This is a genomic window from Paenarthrobacter sp. TE3676, from assembly GCF_056279165.1.
Genome location: NZ_JBWBQU010000001.1, coordinates 466,470 through 484,035, shown reverse-complemented (window position 1 = coordinate 484,035; position 17,566 = coordinate 466,470). Strand labels below are relative to the sequence as shown.

18 protein-coding genes and 2 tRNA genes are annotated in these 17,566 nt (G+C 61.4%); 12 read left to right on the top strand and 8 right to left on the bottom strand.

Going from position 1 to position 17,566, the window contains the following annotated elements:
- Window positions 1–26: 26 nt before the first annotated feature.
- A complete protein-coding gene (locus tag ACZ881_RS02390; RefSeq protein WP_476112313.1) occupies window positions 27–1,031 on the bottom strand; it encodes a hypothetical protein in 1,005 nt (334 codons plus the stop codon).
- Between the two features lie 131 nt (window positions 1,032–1,162).
- Between ACZ881_RS02390 and pepN the strand changes: the two genes are divergently transcribed.
- Together pepN and ACZ881_RS02380 are read left to right on the top strand one after the other, a co-directional pair.
- Entirely contained in the window at window positions 1,163–3,724 is a 2,562-nt protein-coding gene (pepN, locus tag ACZ881_RS02385; protein WP_476112311.1) for an aminopeptidase N, read from the top strand.
- Window positions 3,725–3,782: 58 nt separating this feature from the next.
- The gene (locus ACZ881_RS02380; protein WP_091467995.1) at window positions 3,783–4,262 is read left to right on the top strand and encodes an OsmC family protein; all 480 of its coding nucleotides are present in this window, start codon (window positions 3,783–3,785) and stop codon (window positions 4,260–4,262) included.
- Here ACZ881_RS02380 and ACZ881_RS02375 read toward each other — a convergent pair.
- Complete coding sequence (locus ACZ881_RS02375) at window positions 4,259–5,251, bottom strand: NAD-dependent epimerase/dehydratase family protein (RefSeq protein WP_476112309.1); 993 nt, start codon at window positions 5,249–5,251, stop codon at window positions 4,259–4,261. The two genes, ACZ881_RS02380 and ACZ881_RS02375, sit on opposite strands and share 4 nt — an antisense overlap.
- Before the next feature lie 87 nt (window positions 5,252–5,338).
- Between ACZ881_RS02375 and ACZ881_RS02370 the strand changes: the two genes are divergently transcribed.
- Both ACZ881_RS02370 and ACZ881_RS02365 read left to right on the top strand, forming a co-directional pair.
- Window positions 5,339–6,037 (top strand): mechanosensitive ion channel family protein, encoded by a 699-nt coding sequence (locus tag ACZ881_RS02370; protein WP_017200600.1) that lies wholly within the window; start codon window positions 5,339–5,341, stop codon window positions 6,035–6,037.
- Window positions 6,030–6,512, top strand: coding sequence for a globin (locus tag ACZ881_RS02365; protein WP_476112307.1), 483 nt, complete (start codon window positions 6,030–6,032; stop codon window positions 6,510–6,512). The genes ACZ881_RS02370 and ACZ881_RS02365 overlap by 8 nt, the downstream gene beginning before the upstream one ends.
- 3 nt (window positions 6,513–6,515) lie before the next feature.
- On the opposite strand, the gene ACZ881_RS02360 is transcribed toward ACZ881_RS02365, so the two are convergent.
- Complete coding sequence (locus ACZ881_RS02360) at window positions 6,516–7,187, bottom strand: DUF8185 domain-containing protein (RefSeq protein WP_476112305.1); 672 nt, start codon at window positions 7,185–7,187, stop codon at window positions 6,516–6,518.
- 63 nt (window positions 7,188–7,250) lie between these two features.
- Between ACZ881_RS02360 and ACZ881_RS02355 the strand changes: the two genes are divergently transcribed.
- The gene (locus tag ACZ881_RS02355; protein WP_476112304.1) at window positions 7,251–8,156 is read left to right on the top strand and encodes an acyl-CoA thioesterase; all 906 of its coding nucleotides are present in this window, start codon (window positions 7,251–7,253) and stop codon (window positions 8,154–8,156) included.
- Between the two features lie 64 nt (window positions 8,157–8,220).
- On the opposite strand, the gene ettA is transcribed toward ACZ881_RS02355, so the two are convergent.
- Together ettA and ACZ881_RS02345 are read right to left on the bottom strand one after the other, a co-directional pair.
- Entirely contained in the window at window positions 8,221–9,903 is a 1,683-nt protein-coding gene (gene ettA, locus ACZ881_RS02350; RefSeq protein WP_011775070.1) for an energy-dependent translational throttle protein EttA, read from the bottom strand.
- Between the two features lie 56 nt (window positions 9,904–9,959).
- Window positions 9,960–10,451: a DUF6993 domain-containing protein gene (locus ACZ881_RS02345; protein ID WP_476112301.1), complete on the bottom strand. Its 492-nt coding sequence runs from the start codon at window positions 10,449–10,451 to the stop codon at window positions 9,960–9,962.
- Window positions 10,452–10,595: 144 nt separating this feature from the next.
- Here ACZ881_RS02345 and ACZ881_RS02340 point away from each other — a divergent pair, with 144 nt between their 5' ends.
- Entirely contained in the window at window positions 10,596–11,036 is a 441-nt protein-coding gene (locus ACZ881_RS02340) for an SRPBCC family protein (protein WP_364305939.1), read from the top strand.
- A 71-nt stretch (window positions 11,037–11,107) separates the two neighbouring features.
- Here the strand turns inward: ACZ881_RS02340 and ACZ881_RS02335 are convergent.
- Window positions 11,108–11,180: transfer RNA gene (locus ACZ881_RS02335), tRNA-Arg, on the bottom strand.
- Between the two features lie 207 nt (window positions 11,181–11,387).
- Between ACZ881_RS02335 and ACZ881_RS02330 the strand changes: the two genes are divergently transcribed.
- Window positions 11,388–11,942: a single-stranded DNA-binding protein gene (locus ACZ881_RS02330; protein ID WP_476112299.1), complete on the top strand. Its 555-nt coding sequence runs from the start codon at window positions 11,388–11,390 to the stop codon at window positions 11,940–11,942.
- A 63-nt stretch (window positions 11,943–12,005) separates the two neighbouring features.
- Window positions 12,006–12,611, top strand: a complete 606-nt coding sequence (locus ACZ881_RS02325) for a GNAT family N-acetyltransferase (protein WP_178994853.1) — start codon at window positions 12,006–12,008, stop codon at window positions 12,609–12,611.
- 14 nt (window positions 12,612–12,625) lie between these two features.
- On the opposite strand, the gene map is transcribed toward ACZ881_RS02325, so the two are convergent.
- Window positions 12,626–13,393: a type I methionyl aminopeptidase gene (map, locus tag ACZ881_RS02320; protein WP_476112297.1), complete on the bottom strand. Its 768-nt coding sequence runs from the start codon at window positions 13,391–13,393 to the stop codon at window positions 12,626–12,628.
- A gap of 202 nt (window positions 13,394–13,595) precedes the next feature.
- Between map and ACZ881_RS02315 the strand changes: the two genes are divergently transcribed.
- On the top strand, window positions 13,596–14,282 hold the full coding sequence (locus ACZ881_RS02315; protein WP_476112295.1) for a DNA alkylation repair protein: 687 nt from the start codon (window positions 13,596–13,598) through the stop codon (window positions 14,280–14,282).
- 34 nt (window positions 14,283–14,316) lie between these two features.
- On the opposite strand, the gene mptB is transcribed toward ACZ881_RS02315, so the two are convergent.
- Entirely contained in the window at window positions 14,317–15,873 is a 1,557-nt protein-coding gene (gene mptB / locus ACZ881_RS02310) for a polyprenol phosphomannose-dependent alpha 1,6 mannosyltransferase MptB (RefSeq protein ID WP_091469565.1), read from the bottom strand.
- A 147-nt stretch (window positions 15,874–16,020) separates the two neighbouring features.
- Here mptB and orn point away from each other — a divergent pair, with 147 nt between their 5' ends.
- From orn to def, 3 genes are all read left to right on the top strand, one after another.
- Complete coding sequence (gene orn / locus ACZ881_RS02305) at window positions 16,021–16,656, top strand: oligoribonuclease (RefSeq protein ID WP_091468019.1); 636 nt, start codon at window positions 16,021–16,023, stop codon at window positions 16,654–16,656.
- A 132-nt stretch (window positions 16,657–16,788) separates the two neighbouring features.
- Window positions 16,789–16,864 (top strand) — tRNA-His (locus ACZ881_RS02300).
- A 127-nt stretch (window positions 16,865–16,991) separates the two neighbouring features.
- Window positions 16,992–17,564 (top strand): peptide deformylase, encoded by a 573-nt coding sequence (def, locus tag ACZ881_RS02295; RefSeq protein ID WP_178994857.1) that lies wholly within the window; start codon window positions 16,992–16,994, stop codon window positions 17,562–17,564.
- Window positions 17,565–17,566 lie beyond the last annotated feature (2 nt).

Genomic DNA, 17,566 nt, shown 5'->3' with positions numbered 1-17,566 from the left:
TGAGGGATGCGCTACCTAGGGTACCGCTACCCGGGTTGTTGGGCCTGCCCGTCGCCATGGGCGCGATGCGCCGCCCTGTTGAGAACACCGGCCAGCTTGTCTGCGGAAGCCTGGGTCCCTGCGCTAAGTGCCACGCGGCCTCCGTTGAGTTTCCTTACGACGACGGCCGGGCCACTGCTGACGAGCATCGCTGTCGCGTCGTCATGGTGCCGCCAGCCCCACCCACCATAGTCTGCCGCCTTTACGTCCGCAGGGGCTGCCCCAGCGATGTCGACGGCGGGGACGGTCAGGACGCGGACGATGCCGCCGGCGAATACCTGCAACCCTCCCCTGTCCGCCCGCACCCGTGCGAACAGGAAACCTGCGCCGATGAGGGCCGCCGCTGCTACCAAGGCACCCAGCCATGGAACTGCCACGGCTATCAGCGCAGCGGGGAACAGTGCCGAGACTATGATCATGACGAAAACGGAACTCCGGGCATGCACCCACAGCCTGAGCGTGTCGCGGGCGAGATCGGGATCTTCGAGAAGTCTCAACTCTTCTTCGAGCGCAACGTCATCTTCCCTGGTCCAACGAGGGTCCGGCTTAAAGGCGAACATCATGATGACGCCCAGCGCCACAGCGGCTCCGCTGCCCATGGCCAGCACGATCGGATCAACGTGGGACTCGCGCGCGTCCGCCAGCCCGGACTGGCCGACCAGACCTGCAGCCAACACGGTGGTGATGAAAAGGCTGACCATGAGGCCCACACCCATCATGACGCGGCGCATGACCACCGGCCGGGAAATCGACACCGCTTGGAGGAAGACTGCCCAACCGCAGAAGGTGATGAGGGCAGCGCCGCCTGCCACGTAGGCGCCGAAAGGAGCGAAGGAAGAGCCGCCGTCGGCGCTCCACATAACGGCGACCGGGTTTGGGAGGTCGTTGCGCAGCATCTGGGCGCACACGACAAACCCGACGGCGAGAAGCAACGGAAAGGCGACCGCAAACCTCAGTGCGCGGAAATCGAGGGTGTCCCGGAACGATGCCATAATCCAACGCTACTCCGTGGTGCGACACTGTGGTGCCCGCTCCTTGCCTTCACGGCGTGGAGTGAAAGAATGACTTCACACCAGCGACCGGCCATGACGGGCCGGCCATCCCAAATCTCCGGAGGCACCACTTGCCAGGCCTGAATCTTACGCGCGATGAAGCCGCCACGCGCGCCGAACTACTCAACGTCGAGTCGTACAACGTCACCCTGGACCTGACCCAGGGAGCAGAGACCTTCGGCTCCACCACTGTTGTGAAGTTTTCCGCGGAGCCGGGATCGTCCACGTTCATCGATGCCATCACCGCAGCGGTCCACAGAGTGACTCTTAACGGCACCGAGCTGAACCCCGCTGAGGTCTCTGACGGCGTCCGCATCCAGCTCCCGGATCTGTCAGCGGACAACGAACTCGTGGTGGTGGCAGACGCTCCCTACATGAACACCGGTGAGGGACTCCACAGATTCGTTGACCCTGTTGATGGTGAGGTTTACCTCTACACGCAGTTCGAAGTTCCTGACTCCAGGCGCATGTTCGCCGTCTTTGAACAGCCCGACCTGAAGGCCAGCTTCACGTTTACCGTCACCGCTCCTTCGCATTGGGACGTGATCTCCAACTCCCCCACGCCGGTTCCCGTTGAAGCCCCTGGCGCCGATGACGGCACCGCACGTTCGGTGTGGAAATTTGCCCCCACGCCCCGACTGTCTTCCTACGTCACCGCCTTGATTGCCGGACCGTACCAGTCGGTCCGCTCCGAGGTCACCAGCTCAGATGGCCGCGTCATCCCGCTGGGAGTATTTGCCCGCAAGTCACTCATGCAGTACCTCGACGCGGACAACATCTTTGAACTGACCCGCCAAGGCTTCGAGTTCTTCGAGGCACAATTCGGGTTCCCGTACCCGTTCGAGAAGTACGACCAGCTCTTCGTCCCGGAGTTCAATGCCGGAGCCATGGAGAATGCCGGTGCCGTGACCATCCTGGAGGGCTACGTTTTCCGTGGAAAGGTCACGGGTGCACAGATTGAGCGGCGCGCCATCACGGTCCTGCACGAGCTGGCGCACATGTGGTTCGGGGACTTGGTAACCATGCGTTGGTGGAACGACCTCTGGCTCAACGAATCCTTTGCCGAATACATGTCTCACCTGGCCGCCGTAGAGAACACCGAATTTGACCGGGCCTGGACCACGTTCGCCTCCGTGGAAAAGTCCTGGGCCTACAAGCAGGACCAGTTGCCCACCACGCATCCGATCTTCGCCGAGATCAACAACCTCGAAGACGTCGAGGTGAACTTCGACGGCATCACCTACGCCAAGGGCGCCTCTGTCCTACGACAATTGGTGGCTTGGGTGGGACCTGAACAGTTCATGGCAGGCGTCCGCACGTACTTCGCCAAGCACGCTTGGAAAAACACCGAGCTCGCGGACCTCATGGTGGAGCTCGAAGCTGCGTCCGGCCGCGACCTGGACGCGTGGGGCAAGCTCTGGCTCGAAACTGCCGGTGTGAACACCCTCGCCCCGGAGCTGACCGTTGCCGCGGACGGCAACATTACCGATTTCGCGATCCTGCAAACCGCGATCGACGAACAGCCCACGCTCCGCCCGCACCGCCTGGCCGTTGGCTTCTACTCGCTCTCGGGCGAAGGCAAGCTGGAGCGGACCCACCGCGAGGAACTCGACGTCGATGGCCCCCGTACCGAGGTACCTGCCTTGGTTGGCAAAGCCCGGCCGGACCTGATCCTGTTGAACGACGACGACCTCGCGTATGCCAAGGTCCGCCTCGATGAGCACTCCCTTGCCACCGCCAAAGCCCACCTGAAGGACTTCGCCACCAGCCTGCCCCGCACTTTGGTGTGGGGTTCGGCCTGGGACGCCGCCCGCGACGGCGAAACCCCGGCCCGCGGCTACATAGAACTGATCCTGGCGAACATCGCCTCGGAAACAGACTCCTCCGTGATCCTGGTCCAGCTGCGCCAGCTCGCCACCACCTTGACCTATTTCGTGGCCGCCGATCACAAGCTTGACTCAACGACCGCGGCTGCGGACAAGTTGTGGGAGCTCGCATCGGCAGCTGTCGCAGGTTCGGATGCCCAGCTGCAGTTCGCCAAGTCGTATGCCCAGCTGGCCCGCAGTGGCGGACAGTTCGACCGTCTTCAGGCCCTTTTGGACGGTACGGAGACCCTCGAAGGACTCAGCATCGACCAAGACATGCGTTGGGAACTGCTGACGGCCCTTGTTGCCGGCGGCCGGCAGGGCCAAGCCCGGATCGACGAGGAGCTTTCCCGGGACAACACTTCCAACGGCCAAAATGCAGCAGCCCAGGCGACAGCAGCCATCCCCACGCCGGAGGCCAAGGCAGCAGCTTGGGACTCGATCGTGGTCAAAGGAGAACTCTCCAACGCCTTGCAAGCCTCAGCCGTGGCCGGCTTCATGCGAGTCGTGGACACCGGCTTGTTGGAACCTTTCGCGGAGAAGTACTTCGAGGCCGTACCCGGAATCGTTGAGGACCGAACGCACGCCCTGGCCCAGCAGATTGTGGTAGGTCTCTACCCGGCACAGCTCACCACGCAGGCCACCGTGGAACGCACGGACCAGTTCCTGGCCGGTCTTCCGGAGGAGAGCGCAGCACTGCGCCGCATGATGCTGGAAAACCGGGACAGCGTAGCCCGGGCACTGCGCGCACGGGCAGCAGACGTCTAAGCCCGCAGGATCGTGAGGCCCGTGCGGACGGTTGTGGCCCCAAAGCTAAACTGTCCGCATGGGCCTCCACGAACACCATTACGCACTGACCGTCCGCTGGACCGGAAACCTCGGCGAAGGCACGGCCAGCTACCGGGGATATTCAAGGGACCACGACGTCGAAATCAGTGGCTTGCCCACCTTGAAGGGCTCAGCAGATCCGACGTTCCACGGCGACCGGACACGCTACAACCCGGAACAGTTGTTACTTGCGGCCCTCTCGCAATGCCACATGTTGTCCTTCCTGCACGTGGCCGTCAAGCATGGGGTGGTAGTTACCGGCTACGAGGACAACGCCGAAGGCCTCATGAAGCTCAACCGGGACGGCAGCGGGCAGTTCGAAAGCGTCACCCTGAAGCCTCACGTCATCATTGCCGATCCCGCCCACGAAAGCTTGGTCCCGCAGCTTCACCATGAAGCCAACCAGGTCTGCTTCATCGCCCGCAGCGTCAACTTCCCGGTACTCCACGAACCGATCACGACGGCGGCAGCAGCCTAACGCTGTTCGAGCTGCCAGAGTGCCACGAGCCTTTGTTCCGTTTCACGGCTCAGGCCGGCTTTTCGTTCCCTGTCCAGGCCTCGCGCCCGTTCATCCTCGAGCGTGGCCGCCAGGGTTTCCTGCCACGGCCGCAGGACCATTCCGCGCTCACGTGCCGCCCGGTTGCTCCGCGCCTGAAAGCCGTCATGGCCTGACGGGAGCCACAGAGGCAGGGAATCCGGGCCGGACCAGTATTCGACACCGTGCTGCACGAGCCAATCCACGTCAGGCACGACGAAGTCCGGGGTTCCAACCGCCCGCTGGGACTCGGCGATGTAGTCCTCGAACCGCACTACCTCTCCCAAGGCGTTGTAAATTCCCGTCAGCCCTTCCTCCGCGGACTGCAGGATCCACGCCGCGAGGTCCCGGACATCAATGATCTGGGTGGCGTCGTCCGGGATGTCCGGGACCAGTACCGTGTCAGTGTTCGCAGCGAATCGGGCAGGCCAATAACCGTATCTGTCGGTGCCGTCCCCGGGTCCGCCAATGAGTCCCGCCCGGACGATATGCGCCTTTTCCCCCACAGCGGCAAGCGTCATTTGCTCGATCGCCGACTTGGACTCCCCATACGTTTCCGGGGTGCCTGCCTGGCCTTCAGGCAAGGGCTCCAAGAGGGACGCATTCTCATCCGCGTCAGGCATTGAGTGGTCCGCGTACACGGAGCAACTTGAAACAAAGGTCCAATGAGCGGCGGAAGGGCCCAGCACGTCCAGTGCCACACGCGCCTGTACCGGATCCCGGGAAACATCCACCACTTCGTCCCAGCGTCCGTCGATCTCCGCGAAGGCCGTTGCACCCGCCGCGCGGTCGCTCCTGACCCAAGTGACGCCGTCGGGCGGGCTTGTTGAACTGCCGCGAGCCAAACAGGTGACCTCATGCCCGGCTTCAACAGCCTGCCGGGCGATTTCTGCTGACAAGAAGGCGGTACCGCCCAAGACCAGGATGCGCATACCGTCACGCTACGGCGCTAGGGTTGTAGGTGGACAGAGTGTTCCGCGCCCGGCGAACACGGGCCGACGACAAGGAGCTATTCCACCTTGACCTCCATCCCCCTGGCGGAAACCATCAACATTGAACCCGAAAAAATCGACCTCATGTCGATCCTCATCACAGTGGGCGTAGGCCTGGCTGTGTGGATCGTGGCGCGGTTCATCATCCTGCGCATTACGCGACGAGTCTCGGCGGGCAGTTCTTTCTTCAAGAAGCCGCACTTCAAGTGGGTGCAACCCGCAATCCGTGCATTGGACCATGAACGACGCTCCCAGCGCGCCGAGACCATCGGCTCGTTGCTGACAAGCCTGGTAAGCGTTGTGGTGGTGGTGATCGTGATCATCTACGTCCTCAAATACATGAACGTGGACGTCGCACCGCTCCTGACCAGCGTGGGCATCCTCGGTGTTGCCATCGGTTTCGGCGCCCAGCAGTTGATCCGCGACTTCCTCGCGGGAATCTTCATCACCATTGAGGACCAATACGGAATCGGCGACGTGATCGTTACCAGCGAAGTCATTGGTACCGTTGAATCGGTGGGCCTGCGCATTACCCGGGTCCGCGCTGAAGACGGCGCCATCTGGTACCTTCGCAACGGCGAAATCCTCCGCGTGGGCAACCGTTCGCAGGGCGACTACGTACCGCTGGAGACACCTGACACCAGCGACGAACCAGGCGCTGCAGCTGCGCCCGTCACAGCAGGCGCACCGCGCGTCACCAAAGCCGAGGAGAAGTCCAATGAGTAACTCTGCAGGTGGGCAACCGCCAGCACCGCAGGCGGGCCCCCGACGCCAGCTGATGCAGAACGATCCGTTCAGCCAGCCCGCCTACACGGACAGCTTCTACGCGGCAGTTGGCGGCCATGAGACGTTCGTCAAGCTCATCGACGTCTTTTACGACGGCGTAGCCACAGACCCGTTGCTTCGACCCATGTACCCCGAAGAGGACCTCGAACCGGCAAAGCGCCGCTTCCTCATGTTCCTGGAGCAATACTGGGGCGGTCCAACCACCTACGGCGAAGAACGCGGCCACCCACGGTTGCGCATGCGCCATATGCCGTTCCGGGTGACCCCCGAAGCCAAGGACCGCTGGTTGTTTCATATGCGCACGGCCGTGGACTCTTTGGAGCTCTCGCCGTTGCATGAGGGCACGCTGTGGGACTACATGGAGCGCGCAGCGCTGACCATGGTCAATAGCCCTTCGACAGGCCCTGAGGCCTAGGTCCTAGAAACCGAGCCCCAGGCCTGCTCCGGTCCGGACCAGCACATGGCCGCGAGGGCCGCTCAGGCGGAACCAGCGGCCATTGCGGAAGACCTTCTGCTCGGACTCGCCCAGGAAACCCAAAGCGAAAGCGGCGAAAGCCGCACCTGCCGGCAACCCGTCCAGACATGGCAGTTCCCGGCCCCACACTGAGGCCCTGGCTGTGTTGACCACTGCGGCGCCCGCCAAAGCGGGAATGACGCCCGCCACCTCCGCAATGCCGGCCTCCGCCGCAGACTTGAGGTCGGCGTCGGGAACTGTTCCTTGGGCTTCCCAGCCGGTCCGCGGTGCGCCAACGCCCGCCCAGGATTCAGAAACTGTCGACGGCGGGATGGGCAGTTCCACATCCTCGGCCCCTGAGCGGGCCAGCCGGTCCAAAACGGACGCGAGCGTCACAGTAACGTCGGCTTGCGCAGGCTCTGCCAGGGCCATGGTTCGCAGGCCAAGAATTGTAGGGGTTGATTCGCCCAGGATGCGGGGCCTCAGCACACACACGTAGGCAGCCAGGACATTGCCCGTGGCCTGAAGGCGGATAGCGCCGTCGTCGATGCTCTTTGCCCGCGTAACGAAGGTTCGCAGGTCAGCGAGGTCGCGGGAATCGGCGAAGCGGAAGGACTGGGTCAAGACGTCTGTCACATCATCGACTCTACCGGCATGTCCCCGGTTGAGAGGGGTTGGGGTGCCGTCTAAAGTCGAACCATGACTGACACGAACGCTGGCCTCGAGGTGGAGGCACCCGTAGAAGACCCCATGGAAGTGCTGATTGGCCTGCTGGATCTTGGTGACTTTGACGGAGCCCGCACCAACGAGGACATTTTCCTGGGGCCGTCCCAAAAGCAACCCAGGCACCGCGTTTTTGGTGGCCAGGTGCTGGCGCAGTCCATGATGGCCGGCATGAGGACCGTTGAGCCGGACAGGGTGGCGCACTCCATGCACGGATACTTTCTCCGTCCGGGTGATGCCAACAAACCCATCACCTTCGGTGTGGAGAGGCTGCGGGATGGCCGGTCCTTCTCGGCCCGCCGCGTACATGCCTACCAGGACGGCGTACCGATTCTCTCAATGATCGCTTCCTTCCAGGTGGAAGACAGCGGCCTGGACCATCAGGCACAGATGCCTGAGGGCATCCCTGATCCGGAAACCCTGCCCAGCACCGCCGAGCTGTTGTCCCACTACGATCACCCCATGGCACGGCACATGTCTTCAGAGCGGCCCTTCGACGTCCGCCACATCGACCCCGCGCTCTACGTGTCCCCACCCACCGATCATGAAGCTACCAATGCTGTCTGGATGAAGACCATGGGCCCCCTTCCCGATGAGCCCAACCTTCACCGGGCCGCCTTGGCGTACGCGAGCGACTACACGCTGCTGGAACCCATCCTCCGTAAGCACGGCCTGGCCTGGATGACGCCGGGCATGAGCGTTGCCAGCCTCGATCACGCCATGTGGTGGCACCGTCCCGTGCGGGTGGACGAGTGGATGCTGTATGTGCAGGAATCCCCCAGTGCCCAGGGTGCCAGGGGACTCGCCACGGGACGCATCTTCAACCGGGACGGGCAGCACGTTGCCACGGTGGCCCAGGAAGGCATGGTCCGGATTCCGTAGCCTTGCCTTAAAGCCAAGAGGCCGATCCCTGCTGGGACCGGCCTCTTGTGTTTGCGGCTTACTACTAGTCGCGGGTCAGGCGGCGGTGGGTCACCCGGTGCGGCTTTGCGGCATCGGGGCCGAGGCGCTCCACCTTGTTCTCCTCGTAGGAGTCGAAGTTGCCCTCGAACCAGTACCACTTGGAGGGGTTCTCGTCGTCACCTTCGTAGGCGAGGATGTGGGTCGCAACCCGGTCCAGGAACCAACGGTCGTGCGATACCACTACGGCGCAGCCCGGGAACTCGAGAAGGGCGTTCTCAAGGCTGCTCAGGGTTTCGACGTCGAGGTCGTTAGTAGGTTCGTCAAGGAGCAGGAGGTTGCCACCCTGCTTGAGTGTCAGGGCCAGGTTCAGGCGGTTGCGCTCACCACCGGAGAGGACACCCGCCTTCTTCTGCTGGTCCGGTCCCTTGAAACCAAACGCCGAAACGTAGGCACGCGAAGGCATCTCAACCTGGCCGACCTGGATGAAGTCATGGCCTTCGGAGACAACTTCCCACAGGGACTTGTTGGGATCGATGCCGCCACGGGACTGGTCCACGTAGGAGATCTTCACGGACTCGCCGATTTTGAGCTCACCATCGTCCAAAGGCTCCATACCGACGATCGTCTTGAACAGCGTGGACTTACCCACACCGTTGGGTCCAATGACGCCGACGATGCCGTTGCGGGGCAGCGAGAAGGAAAGGTCTTCGATCAGCACCCGATCGTCGAAGCCCTTCTTCAGGTTCTTGGCCTCGATGACCAAAGAACCCAGGCGCGGTCCAGGCGGAATCTGGATCTCTTCGAAGTCCAGCTTGCGGGTGCGCTCGGCCTCGGCAGCCATTTCCTCGTAGCGGGCCAGACGGGCCTTGGACTTGGTCTGGCGGCCCTTGGCGTTGGAGCGCACCCACTCAAGTTCCTCGGTAAGGCGCTTGGAAAGCTTCGCGTCTTTCTTGCCCTGGACCTCCAGGCGGGCTTTCTTCTTCTCCAGGTAGGTGGAGTAGTTGCCCTCATACGGATAGAGGTGGCCGCGGTCGACTTCTGCGATCCATTCAGCCACGTGGTCAAGGAAGTAACGGTCGTGGGTCACGGCAAGGACAGCGCCGGGGTACTGAGCCAGGTGCTGCTCAAGCCAAAGTACGCTCTCGGCGTCCAAGTGGTTGGTGGGCTCATCAAGGAGCAGGAGGTCGGGCTTCTGCAGGAGAAGCTTGCACAGTGCTACGCGGCGGCGCTCACCACCGGAGAGGACTGTGACATCGGAATCAGCCGGCGGGCAGCGCAGTGCGTCCATGGCCTGCTCGAGCTGGGAATCGATGTCCCAGGCATCAGCAGCATCAATGGCTTCCTGAAGCTTGCCCATCTCGTCCAGGAGCGTCTCGTAGTCCGCATCCGGGTTAGCCATTTCTTCGGAGATCTCATTGAAGCGCTGGATCTTGCCGTAGATCTCGCCAACACCCTCCTGGACATTGCCCAGGACGGTCTTTTCCTCGTTCAGCGGCGGTTCCTGCAGGAGGATGCCCACGGTGTAGCCGGGGCTCAGGCGGGCCTCGCCGTTTGACGGGGTGTCCAGTCCGGCCATGATCTTCAGGATGGTGGACTTGCCAGCACCGTTCGGACCCACGACGCCGATCTTCGCGCCAGGGAAGAACGACATGCTGACGTCGTCCAGAATAAGTTTGTCGCCAACGGCCTTGCGAGCCTTGGTCATCGTGTAAATGAATTCCGCCATGCCCTTAAATCTAATGGGTAGGCGTACATAACTCACATTCGAGCCCTGCGGTGGAGCTAGCGGGCGTCTCCCACGAAGCATTTTCCGGTGGCCAGCACCGGCAGCACCGTAACCACTACCCCGCCGTCGCGGATCTGCCCCATGATGCAGCTCTCCCCCGTCAGCGCTGCGGCTTCCATCGCATCCACGTCAAGGCCCGTGGGCGTACGGCTCACGGACACCTCTACGTTGGCGTTGGGGATGCCTGCAGCAACCAGGGCCGCACGCAGGGTTTCGCGGTCGGGCTTGGGGTTGCTGGCTACCAGGGTTTTCAGCGTTGACTCCACGGCAGAGGTGGTTGCTGCAACAGCCGGATCAATGGTGGCCGTGGCCACCGGACTCGCGGACGGTGAGGGAGTAACCGCAGGCTGAACGGTGGATGACGTGGGCGTTGCCGTGCAAGCGGTGATCGTCAATGCCGCCGCGACCATCAGCGACAACCCGGCTACGCGGACTTTCGATGCGTCTGCTGCCCTGCCATATGCCTGTGCGGTTCGCCTGCTTATCACCTAGCCATTCTGCCATCCACAAACGAGTGCGCCATTCACCTGCGAGCGCCATTCACAGGGCGTGCTGACGGGCGTAGCGTTTTCCCAGTTAGGGTTTAGCGCTTCCAAGTGACATTTCAGGGCAGATCGATAGGTGGTTGCATAATGCGTGGACCAAGAAGCGGGCCAATACCTGATGCGGTCGCATCGACCACCATTGCTGCCCCTCCTGAAAAGGTATGGGAAGCCCTGACTGATCCGGCCCTCATTCGGCAGTATTTCCTGGGAACCAATGTCACCACGACGTGGCGGGTGGGCGATGAGATTACGTACGCCGGCGAGTACAACGGCAAGCTGTACCAGGACAGAGGCACCATCCTTGCTTTCGATCCTCCGAAGTTGCTGAAGACCACTCATTACAGTCCATCCTCGGGGCTCCCTGACGTTCCCGAGAACCACCACACTGTGGAATACAACGTGACTGACGAATCTGACGGAACAAGAGTGACCATCATTCAAGGCAACAATTCGAGTGTGGAGGAAGTGGAGCAGTCCACCGCGACTTGGGAGTTGGTGCTCCGAAACCTCAAGGAATTTCTCGAGTAAGGGCGCTAACGAGTGAGTGCCTTTTAACGCGGACATCCCCCTTGGACGCTGTTCCAAGGGGGATGTTTCAGTGCCCCAGGAGGGAATCGAACCCCCGACCGGCGGATTAGAAGGCCGCTGCTCTATCCCCTGAGCTACTGGGGCGCACTCGCGCCAAGACCACATGGGCCGCTGGCGCCACAAAGAGTTTACAGTGCGATCAGCCAACTGCTTGCCATCCCATGCAAGGTGCCTCTAGTCCTCCACAGCCGCCGTTATCCACATAGGCGCATGAGGCACTGCCCTCACTGACTTCCCTGGATGAAGCTGAAAGAGCCGGACAGGCACTTCACCAAACCGAGAAGGACCACCATGAATGACATGATCACCGTTCGGGGCTTCGTGGCCTCGGAGGTCAAGAGCTCCACCACAACACGGGGCACGTCCACGGCATCGTTCCGCCTGGGCACCACGGAACGCCGCTACGACCGCGCCACCAACACCTGGGTGGACGGGAACACCAATTGGTACACGGTTCAGTCATTCCGCTACCTCGCCGGACACGTTGGATGCAGCGTGAAAAAGGGACAGCGCGTCCTCGTCGTTGGGAAGCTCCGGTTGCGGCAATGGGAACATGAGGGCCGTGTCTATCACGTAGCCGAAATCGACGCCGAATCAGTGGGACATGACCTAATGTGGGGCTCTGCCAACTTCACCCGAATGACCGGCGCCTCAGCCCCTGCCGATGCAGCACCTGCTGTCGAGGTACCCGGCACCCCTGACCACAGCAATGACTGGGACTCGGACGACCACGAACAAGTTCCACCGGAAGACGAGTCCATCGTGAGGGACGTTGACGGTCCTGATGGCACCGGTCCCCTACTGGTCAACACCACAACAGGCGAACTGGTGGGTGCCGGCGTGTGATCGTTGCACCACGATTCCGGCGTCCACGGGACCAGCAACGCGGGCCCGGCCTATTGTGGGTCCATGGAACACGGCCATCCTGCTTCGAAGATCGAGACAGCTCCTGCCACCTGGGCGGCTGTTGAGGAATTGTTCGGAACCAAGGGCGAACCCTCCCGGTGCTGGTGCCGGTGGTTCGCCCTTACCGGCAATGATTGGGCCGGAACATCGCCCGGTGACCGCAGGGAATTGTTGAAGTCATCGTTCCAAACAGGTCCTGCGCCCGGCGTACTGGCGTTCCGGGATGGTCGTCCGGTCGGCTGGTGCGCAGTGGAACCACGAGCCAAGTATCCGCGCCTGAAACGATCCCAGGTCCTCAGAGAGGCAGGTCTCCGGTCGGAGGACGGCCTCGATCTTTGGGCCGTCAGTTGCTTTGTTGTAGCACCGAACCACAGGCGCACCGGAGTGTCGTCCGCTCTGCTTGCTGCCGCGATGGATCACGCTTTCAACAACGGTGCGAACGTCATCGAGGCCTATCCGGTGGATACGGATCATAGGACCAAAGCGACGGCCTCGGACCTGTTCCACGGCACGCTTTCTCTTTTCAAGGCTGCCGGCTTCAGTTCCGTGTCCGAATCAGTTCCCGGTCGGCCGGTGGTACGCCTCAAAAAGCGTGGTGCGGCTCGATAACGAGGCCCGGCAAACTACGGCAAAGTGAGGATCATCGGCCCGTCAGCCGTGACGGCTACAGTGTGTTCGCTGTGGGCGGCGCGTCGCCCGTTTGCCGAACGAAGAGTCCAATCGTCCTCGTCGTGGTAGTAGTCGTCCTTGCCGCCCAGGATCAACATGGGCTCAATGGCAATGACCAGGCCTTCCTCGAGCTTCATGCCCCGGCCAGGTCGTCCCAGGTTAGGGACAGGAGGTTCGGCGTGCATTGTCCGTCCTATGCCATGCCCTCCATGATCAGCCAACAGCCCATATCCGGCACGTTTCGCCTCGCCACCAATCGCATAGGCAAGGTCACCCATCTTGTTTCCTATGCGGGCAGCGTCGATACCGCGGACAAGTGCGGCTTCCGTTGCTTTCACCAAGTCATGATCCGCCGGGTCTCCGTCCCCTACGACGAAGCTGACGGCGGCATCACCGCACCAGCCTTCCACGAAGGCACCACAATCGACGCTGAGCAGATCGCCGTCCTCCAGTACGTATCCATTGGGGATCCCGTGCACCACGGCGTCGTTGACACTGGTACAAATGACGCCGGGGAACGGCACAGCCGCCCAGCGTGGGTGGTAATCCAGGAAGGCAGGCTTTGCCCCGGCATCGGAGATTACGGCGGCAGCGACGTCGTCGAGTTCCTTAAGCGAAACACCCACTGCAGCTTGCTCCCGGACTGCGGACAGTGCATTGGCCACTACGCGACCGGCCTCGCGCATCATCGCGATTTGGTCCGGTGATTTCAGCATTGACATCAAGGTTCCTTCGTTGTGGCCGATGTGAAGTTGGTTGTTGCCGGCGGGAGTTCGTTGTTGCCGATATGAGTTCGGGAGCCGATGGCCGCGAAAAGGAACAGCGGGCCGAATATGCCCACTCTACGGTGGCCGAACAGCGGGGACCACAGTTCTCGCGCAGCGGCTCACACCCCGTCGTCCGTCACCGACCTAGAGTTATGGCATGAGCCCCAATGTCCTCGTGGAGTCGATCCGATCAACGCTCCGATCAGCCGCTGATGCCGAACGCGGCGCCGGAGCCCAGGCTTACTTGAAGTCCGACATGCCTTCTTGGGGTGTCCGGGTTCCCGAGGTTCGCAGGATAGTGAAGGTTGCAGTAAAGCAGTTCCCGGTGACCTCGCCAGCTGAGCTGCAAAAAGCCGTTCTTGAGCTGTGGCGCAACGCGGAGGCCCGCGAAGAGCGATACGCAGCCATCGACCTGACAGGCCTGCGAATGGTCAAGGAAGACCTGCAGATGCTCCCCCTATATGAGGAAATTATCCGGACGGGTGCATGGTGGGACCTCGTCGATGGGGTCTCACATCGGATCTGCGCGCTTCTTCTTGCGCACCGGCCCACGATGACGCCGATACTGCTGCAGTGGTCCACTGACCACGATATGTGGATTCGCCGGGCGGCAATCACCGCACAGCTAGGGGCCAAGTCAGAGACTGATACCGGCCTCCTGTCAGCGGTCATCTCCGCGAACCTCGCCGACAATGAATTCTTCATCCGCAAGGCCATCGGGTGGGCGCTCCGTGAGTACAGCAAAACAGATCCAGCATGGGTCAAGGCGTTCGCTGCCAACAACTCAGCCGCGTTGAGTCCGCTGTCCACCCGCGAGGCATTGCGGCTGTTGCCGTCCGACTGACGCGGAACGCAGCAGGCCGGACAGGGCCGGGACTTCAGATAATCGGACGCAGTCCGGATTCGTCCCGCACCCGGAACAAGCTCTTGGTCTTCGGATCCATGAAAATCAGGTAAATGGCGAAGAACAACGCAATAACAGCCGCCCCGATCCGGGCCAGCAACAGTGCCAAGCCCAGGTCTTCACTCTGAAGGTACGGGAAGACGTCCAACTGGTCGGAGATCGCGTAGACCATGAAGAATGACACAACGAAGTACAGTGCCTTCACCTGCCAGTCGTTGCGGATGCCGGTCACGGCAAACAGGGGGATCAACCACACCACGTACCAGGATTGGATCATTGGTGCCAGCAGGACAATGGCAGCAAATGCCAACGTAAGCCGCCGCATGAGCCGGTCGTAGTCTCCCCGGAAGATCATCCAGGCAACAGCAGCAACCATGAGGACCTTGCCGGCGTCGTAAACCACCTTGGCCATGACCTGGCCGTCCAAACCCAAAACGCTGGAAATCGATCCGACAGCCAACCCGATAAGACCAACGGGCGCATACCAGATTGCTACGCTCCCGGGCGCCGACAAGCCGTTGATCCATCCGAACCCGAAGCCGTTGACCAGGCTGAGTGCATAGAGGAGCCCGAAGCTCAGAGCCGCTGTCAGGAACCAGTAGAGAAATCTGCGCGGCCATGAGGCATGCTTGCCGGCCCACAGAAGTCCAATGAAGGGAAGGAATACCACCGTGATCGGTTTGACTGAGATGGAGAGCGTTACCAGCACCAGTCCGCGAATGACGCGGTGGGTTGCGCAGTAGTACAGGCCTGCCAGTGCCAGCCCGATCATCAAGGCGTCGTTATGGACGCTGGCAATGAAGTTAGTGAGAAAGAGCGGATTGGCAGCTGTCAGCCATAGTGCCCTGTGGGGATTTACACCGTGGAGTTCGGCCAGCTTCGGCACGTAGATGATGCAGAGAACCACACCCACTGCAGCGACGAGGCGGAAGAGCATGATGCTTGCTTCCGGTTGGACGTTGGTCACCCACACCACAAACTGTTCAATCCAAAGAAACAGCTGTCCGTACGGTACCGGCGCCTCTGTCCATTGCTTGTCAGCTCCCAACTGGAAGTAGTTGGGCAGCGCCGATATGCCGTTCTCATAAGGATTGATGCCCTCCACCATCAACCGGCCTTGGCCGATATACGCGTAAACGTCCCTGCTGAAGAGGGGAACAGTGAACATCATGGGCAGGCCCCAGGCCACCACCGCCTGCAGCGTGGCTTTTCGGGCTTCCATTCCCCAGACCCGGACCCGCTGGCCTAGACGAAGCCAGGCGCGGACGAGCAGCATACCGCCGATGGCCAGTAAAACAATGGAAAGTCCGACGCCCACACCTTCGGTGCGCATCCAGATGAAAAGCGGGAGTCGGCGAAGTTCCGAGACCGGAGCAAGCCAGCCAACCCCCAGTGAGCCAAACACCATGAACATGGAACCAACGAAGCCGGCGATCAGCGGCGAACGTGCGTTATCTACCTCGCCGGCAACGGCGTCAGCCGACGGCGTCGCTGTCCCTGCCAACTGGGCGGCGGGTACTGGCACCGTCATGTAGTCGTCATCCAATCGTTCACCCGCTGTGTTCGGGTCAAAATTCTGCGTCATGGGGGCTTTCGGCAACAGGAAGAAACGACACTGCCGCGCTCAAAAATCGTACCATCGCAGCACTTGTAAGCCACTGAGGGATAGGCTTGGCGCGTGCCTATTACTAATGAACGCATCGTCTGGATCGACTGCGAAATGACCGGCCTGGACCTCACGAACGACGCCTTGATCGAGGTTGCAGCGTTGGTGACGGATTCCGAGCTCAACATTCTGGGCGACGGCGTTGACGTCGTCATCAAGCCGGACGACGCCGCGCTGGAACAAATGAATGACTTCGTGCGGGACATGCACACCCGCTCCAAGCTCCTGGACGAGCTCCCCCACGGGAAGACCATGGCAGAGGCAGAAGCACAGGTCCTTGAATACATTGAGAAGTGGGTTCCGGATCCCCGTAAAGCTCCCCTGGGTGGAAACTCTGTGGGAACAGACCGCATGTTCCTTGCCAGGGACATGCCCAACATCGTAGAGCACCTCCATTACCGCGTGATCGATGTCAGCACCATCAAAGAGCTCTCACGCCGTTGGTTCCCGCGCGCGTACTTCCAGTCCCCGGCCAAGCATGGCGGTCACCGCGCCCTGGGCGACATCAAGGACTCCATTGACGAGCTCCGCTACTACCGCCAGGCTGTCTTTGTGCCGGCGCCGGGACCGGACACGGCAACGGCACAGCGCATTTCCAAGGACATCATGGCTACCGCAGAGACCCTGGGGTCCAGCGAAAAAGTGTGATCTGCACCATTTTTTGAGGTTTTTTTGCCAAAACCGGCAAAAGTGGACTTTGCACCCCAAAACAGCAGGTAAGCTATTTGTCGTTGCCTTGAAGGAAAGCCGGTCAAACGGTTCAGCCCAAAAAGGCACATGGTGGGCTTAGCTCAGTTGGCAGAGCGCCTGGTTGTGGTCCAGGAGGTCGCGGGTTCAACCCCCGTAGCTCACCCCACCGAGATTGGCTCCAGAGCCGGTTTCCACAAAGGCCGCACCGGTTATCCGGTGCGGCCTTTGCTTTTAACCCAAAAGCGGACCAAGGCCGCTTCCGGACCGCAGCGCTAGACGAAGGAAAAACTGAGATGACCGTCCTGCCAGTCACCATTTGGGGCGAACCTGTATTGCACCGCCGGGCAAGTGAAGTCGAGGTTTTCGACGACGAACTCCGCGCCTTGATCGCGGACATGTTCGAGACTAATGACGCTGCCAACGGCGTAGGGCTCGCCGCGCCCCAGATCGGCGTGGGCAAACGCCTTTTTGTCTACAAGTACGCCAACGATGACGACGTCCCCGAACAGGGTGTTGTAGTCAACCCCGTGCTGACGCTGTCCAAGGTCTCCGGCGCACTCCCGGATCCCGATGAACACGTTGAGGGCTGTTTGTCCTTCCCCGGCGAGTACTACCCGCTGCAGCGCGCTGAATGGACACGGGTTCAGGGCTTTGACGGTGACGGCAAACCCCTGGATTTCGAAGCGACAGGCTGGTTCGCCAGAATCCTGCAGCACGAGTTCGACCATTTGGACGGAAAACTTTACGTCAATCGTCTCGTGGACCGGTACTCAAAGAAGGCCCTCAAGCAAGCAAAGAAAAACGGCTGGGGTGTGCCGGGCCTGACCTGGATGCCTGGCGTCGACCCAGATCCGTTCGGGCACTAAGC

What these genes read in the sequence shown, in the direction of transcription:
- ACZ881_RS02390 (WP_476112313.1), bottom strand. Translation starts at nt 1,031, where the DNA reads ATGGCATCGTTCCGGGACACCCTCGATTTCCGCGCACTGAGGTTTGCG.
- ACZ881_RS02325 (WP_178994853.1), top strand. Translation starts at nt 12,006, where the DNA reads ATGGAACACGGCCATCCTGCTTCGAAGATCGAGACAGCTCCTGCCACC.
- ACZ881_RS02340 (WP_364305939.1), top strand. Translation starts at nt 10,596, where the DNA reads ATGCGTGGACCAAGAAGCGGGCCAATACCTGATGCGGTCGCATCGACC.
- mptB (WP_091469565.1), bottom strand. Translation starts at nt 15,873, where the DNA reads ATGACGGTGCCAGTACCCGCCGCCCAGTTGGCAGGGACAGCGACGCCG.
- ACZ881_RS02330 (WP_476112299.1), top strand. Translation starts at nt 11,388, where the DNA reads ATGAATGACATGATCACCGTTCGGGGCTTCGTGGCCTCGGAGGTCAAG.
- ACZ881_RS02380 (WP_091467995.1), top strand. Translation starts at nt 3,783, where the DNA reads ATGGGCCTCCACGAACACCATTACGCACTGACCGTCCGCTGGACCGGA.
- ACZ881_RS02355 (WP_476112304.1), top strand. Translation starts at nt 7,251, where the DNA reads ATGACTGACACGAACGCTGGCCTCGAGGTGGAGGCACCCGTAGAAGAC.
- ACZ881_RS02315 (WP_476112295.1), top strand. Translation starts at nt 13,596, where the DNA reads ATGAGCCCCAATGTCCTCGTGGAGTCGATCCGATCAACGCTCCGATCA.
- def (WP_178994857.1), top strand. Translation starts at nt 16,992, where the DNA reads ATGACCGTCCTGCCAGTCACCATTTGGGGCGAACCTGTATTGCACCGC.
- ettA (WP_011775070.1), bottom strand. Translation starts at nt 9,903, where the DNA reads ATGGCGGAATTCATTTACACGATGACCAAGGCTCGCAAGGCCGTTGGC.
- ACZ881_RS02375 (WP_476112309.1), bottom strand. Translation starts at nt 5,251, where the DNA reads ATGCGCATCCTGGTCTTGGGCGGTACCGCCTTCTTGTCAGCAGAAATC.
- map (WP_476112297.1), bottom strand. Translation starts at nt 13,393, where the DNA reads ATGTCAATGCTGAAATCACCGGACCAAATCGCGATGATGCGCGAGGCC.
- ACZ881_RS02365 (WP_476112307.1), top strand. Translation starts at nt 6,030, where the DNA reads ATGAGTAACTCTGCAGGTGGGCAACCGCCAGCACCGCAGGCGGGCCCC.